Here is a 4139-nt window from a genome sequence, read left to right on the forward strand (position 1 = left end):
GTCCCTCCGCTGCGCTCCGGGCCGGGCTGCGCGCGCGGTAGGGCACGATACGACCGTGCCCAACCGCGCCGGGCCACCGCCGCGACGATACCCCGTGTCGCGGCGGCGTCCCGGCCCTCCGGGCGCGCATCCCTCACGCGAACAGCGAGGGGACAGGGTACAGGGAACAGCCAGCCCTTACGCACCGACCCCGTCATGTTCACCCTCTCCCGAAGTTGGGAGAGGGTTGCCGCTCCAACGCGGCGGGTGAGGGCCCCCCGCGGCGGCGCCGGAGCCGGCCAGCCACGCCGATCCGCCTCACCCGGTCCGCGCGGCGAGCCCCCGCACCGCCGCCACGAACCCGCGCACCGCCTCCGCGTCCTTCACCCCCGGCGCGCTCTCGACGCCCGAGCTCACGTCCACCACGTCTGGCCTGAGCACCCGCGCCGCCTCGGCCACGTTGCCGGGGTGGAGCCCCCCGGCCGCGATCAGCGCCACGCCGTGCGGCAGACCCGCCCGGCGGGAGGCGACCTCATACCACGGAAACGCGGTTCCGGTCCCCCCCGCCGCCGTCGGGTTGAACCCGTCCACCAGGATCGCGTCGACCGCGGAGGCGTAGCGCGCGACCGCCTCCGCGAACTCCTCCGCGTCCCGCGGGCGCACCGCCTTCCACACCGTGAACCCGGCCGCGCGCAGCTCCGCCGCCCGCTCGGGAGGCTCGTCCCCGTGCAGCTGGAGCACGTCCACCCCGGCGGCCTCCGCGGCGCGCAGCACCTCGTCGCGGCCGCCGCCGACGAACACGCCGACCCTGCGGGCGGGAAGGCCCCGGAAGATAGCGGCGGCGTCCTCCGGCGCCACCGTCCGCCGATAGCCGGGCGCCAGGATCGTCCCCAGGAACGCCGCCCCGGCCTCGACGGCGACCACCGCGTCCTGGTGGCGCGTGAGCCCGCAGACCTTCACCTCGGGCGGCCAGGTGCTCATGCCGCCCGCGCCTCCGCGCGCTTCGGGCGCCCGGCCAGCGCCGCCGCCGCCGCGCGCAGGTCGCCCTGCCGCATCAGCGACTCGCCGACGAGGACGGCGTCGAACCCCGCCGCGCCCAGCCGGTCCACGTCCGCCGCCGCGCGGATCCCGCTCTCGGCCACCAGCGTGACCGTCGGCGGCACGCGCGGCGCCAGCCCCAGCGAGACGCCCAGGTCGGTCACGAACGTCCCCAGGTCGCGGTTGTTGACGCCCACCAGGGTCGCCCCGGCGGCCAGCGCGCGCTCCAGCTCGCCCCCACCGTGCACCTCCACCAGCGCGTCCATCCCCAGCTCGCCCACGAGCCCCAGCAGGTCGGCGAGCTCGGCGTCGGAGAGGATGCGCACGATCAGGAGCACGGCATCGGCCCCGGCGGCCCGCGCCTCCCACACCTGGAGCGGGTCCACCGTGAAGTCCTTGCGCAGCACTGGAAGGGGAACTGCGCTTCTGACGCGCACCAGCGCCTCCAGGTCACCCCCGAAGAACTCGCGGTCGGTGAGCACCGAGAGCGCCGCCGCCCCGCCCTCGTGGTACGCCTGCGCCACCTCCACCGGGTCGGCGCCCGGGCGGATGTCGCCGGCCGAGGGCGAGCGGCGCTTCACCTCGGCCAGGAGCCGCACTTCGGCGGGGTGGCGGAGCGCCGCCGCGAAGCCGCGCGCGGGCTCCGCGTCCCGGGCGCGCGCGACGAGGTCATCGGCTTGCGGGGCAAGGAGTTGCACCTCGCTGCGCTTGACTGCGACGATGCGGTCGAGGAGACTCTCGTTCAACCTGGACTCTTTCTTCTTGCGCTTCGGTAAGCCTTCGGTTACATTCGCTTCGGCACCTGTTCGGAGACAACCCTGCAGCTCGACCGGAGACGCAATGGCGCTCACGAAGAAGCAACGGCAGATCCTGGACTACGTCGAGAGCTTCGTCGACAGCTACGGCTATTCGCCGAGCTACGAGGAGATCGCCCAGGCGTTCAACTACTCGTCCCTCGCCACCGTGCACGAGCATTTGACAAATCTGGAGCAGAAGGGCTTTCTTCGGAAGAACTACAACAAGAGCCGCTCGCTGGAGGTGGTGCGCGCCGACCTGCACGCCCCCGCCCTGGAGCTGCCCTTGCTGGGCACGGTTGCCGCCGGCCTCCCGCTGGAGGCGATCACCGAGCAGGAGACCATCACCGTCCCGCACGACATGGTCCGCCGCGGCAACAACTACGTGCTCCGGGTCAAGGGCGACTCGATGATCGACGAGCAGATCCGCGACGGCGACTACATCATCGTGAACTCGCGCCAGACGGCCGAGAACGGCGAGATGGTGGTGGCGCTGGTGGACGGCGAGAGCGCCACCGTGAAGAAGTTCTACCGCGAGGGGCCCCGGGTGCGGCTGCAGCCGGCCAACCCCACCATGCAGCCGATGGTCTATCCGGCCGAGCGCGTCCAGGTCCAGGGGATCGTGGTCGGCGTGATTCGCAAGTACTGACCAGTGCGAAGTGCGAGTGCGAAGTGCGAAGTGCTGAACTGCAAGCAGCCAGGGACTAAGCACTAAGGACTAAAGCACTAAGGACTAAGGACTACTCACCCAGAGCGACCCCAGCCGTACGTCATGACGCCGGTCCCCACGCGCCCCTTCCACGCCCGCCGCGCCGCCCAGCGGCGCCTGGGCGTGCTGGCGCGCCCCAGGTGGCCGGGCGCCGAGAGCCGACGCATCGGGAGGAAGAGGACGACGATGGTGACCAAGGAAGAGCCGGTGCCGTTCGTGGTGGGCCGCCTCGCCAGGGCCGACAGCCGCCTGGTGGTCCTGGAGCCCGCCACCCCCTCCCCGATCCCGGGCCCCTGGGACCTGCGCGCGGTCTTCGGGCTGTAAGGCACCTTCGGACAGACACCAACCGCCGCCCACGGTGAAGGTGGGCGGCGGTCCTGTTTCGTGCGACCTGTTCCGGCGCAGCACTGCTCGACCGCCAGTCTCGCGACTCCAATGCGCGCGGCGGTTGCGCGGATATGGAGTGTATGCGCGCGAGGCGGTGGAACAACTCAGGCGCGGCACCTCGCAAACCGTCGCGTCCAATCAACCGGAGAGGCGCCGAGAAGACGGAATCCCGGCCAGGTGCCTGGAGAAATCAACCGTGTGTAGATCTAAGTGATTGCGCATGTCATTGATGAAAGCAGAATACAACGGCTCGAAATCATCCCAAAGATACGTCTGCCTCCCGTTCGCTACAGATGTTACGTAAACAGATAGATTTCCAAGTGATTCCATGACATTCTGCGGAGCAACCAAGGCTAAGTCGGTGTAAAACTTAAACCATCTCCGATAGAAGCGATCCTGGCTCTCAGACCCTTCCCAGCCTTCCAGCCCGACATCTCTGAGGAAATCGGAAATCGTCTCAGAGAAAGTTCGAAAGATCTGCTCACGACCCTGAAGCTGGCCTAGATAGACATTATTGTATACCTCGACCTCCGCTTGTATGCGGGTTTTGAAGCTCTCGATATCGCGATCGAGGCTGTGTTGAAACACACCCTTAAGAAGCACGCCGATACCTGCCACAATGAGTGCGGGGGTGATCAGTTGATTCAGGACTGGCTGGAGCGCACCCGGAGACCACCCACCGCGCTGGAGCAACGCGCCTAGTGTTAGACCGATGACTGCCGCCGTAATCCCGACGAGGGCCAGGTAAGTTCGGCTGTCACGTTGTGCAATTTGGCCATCACGCTTTTCGTTCATTGTAGGGCATCAGTAGTAGCAAACCGTTCCTGGTTCAGAAGAGCATGCACCAATATGACGTCACACGTAGAGCTGGAGCAAATAGACCGAATCCAGCCCACCACAGGGGATTGCGTGTCCTGCCCGCTGGTACGATTCACGCGGGCCGCCTATCTTCCGTTGCTCCAATCGCCCGACAGCCGAGACGCGAATGGCCACGAGCCCCGCCGACATTTCCTGGCGCAGCGCCGCCGAGGACAGCCCGCCGCCGCCCACGGGCCCCGGCGAGGCGTTCGAGCGCCGCCACGGCGTGCTGTACTGCGAGGACGTCCCCATCCCCGACCTGGTGGCGCGCTGGGCCACGCCGCTCTACGTCTACAGCCGCGGCAGCATCCGCCGCCGCTACCGCGAGCTGGACGAGGCGCTCGCCCCCGTGCCGCACCTGATCGCCTACTCGG

General features: G+C 68.6%; 6 protein-coding genes. 3 read left to right on the plus strand and 3 right to left on the minus strand.

The genetic code is table 11. The features are described from left to right. Positions 1-297 precede the first annotated feature (297 nt). Positions 298-960: a phosphoribosylanthranilate isomerase gene (locus tag VF746_21795; protein HEX8695060.1), complete on the minus strand. Its 663-nt coding sequence runs from the start codon at positions 958-960 to the stop codon at positions 298-300. After that, on the minus strand, positions 957-1763 hold the full coding sequence (gene trpC, locus VF746_21800; protein HEX8695061.1) for an indole-3-glycerol phosphate synthase TrpC: 807 nt from the start codon (positions 1761-1763) through the stop codon (positions 957-959). The genes VF746_21795 and trpC overlap by 4 nt, the downstream gene beginning before the upstream one ends. Before the next feature lie 94 nt (positions 1764-1857). Here trpC and lexA point away from each other — a divergent pair, with 94 nt between their 5' ends. Further along, complete coding sequence (gene lexA / locus VF746_21805) at positions 1858-2460, plus strand: transcriptional repressor LexA (GenBank protein HEX8695062.1); 603 nt, start codon at positions 1858-1860, stop codon at positions 2458-2460. Between the two features lie 123 nt (positions 2461-2583). Continuing rightward, entirely contained in the window at positions 2584-2844 is a 261-nt protein-coding gene (locus VF746_21810; GenBank protein HEX8695063.1) for a hypothetical protein, read from the plus strand. 201 nt (positions 2845-3045) lie between these two features. Here the strand turns inward: VF746_21810 and VF746_21815 are convergent, their stop codons facing one another. Then, on the minus strand, positions 3046-3702 hold the full coding sequence (locus tag VF746_21815) for a hypothetical protein (GenBank protein HEX8695064.1): 657 nt from the start codon (positions 3700-3702) through the stop codon (positions 3046-3048). A 190-nt stretch (positions 3703-3892) separates the two neighbouring features. Between VF746_21815 and VF746_21820 the strand changes: the two genes are divergently transcribed. Further along, on the plus strand, positions 3893-4139 hold a 247-nt coding region (locus VF746_21820), incomplete at its 3' end, for a hypothetical protein (protein HEX8695065.1).

Source organism: Longimicrobium sp., assembly GCA_036389795.1.
Taxonomy (GTDB): Bacteria; Gemmatimonadota; Gemmatimonadetes; order Longimicrobiales; family Longimicrobiaceae; genus Longimicrobium.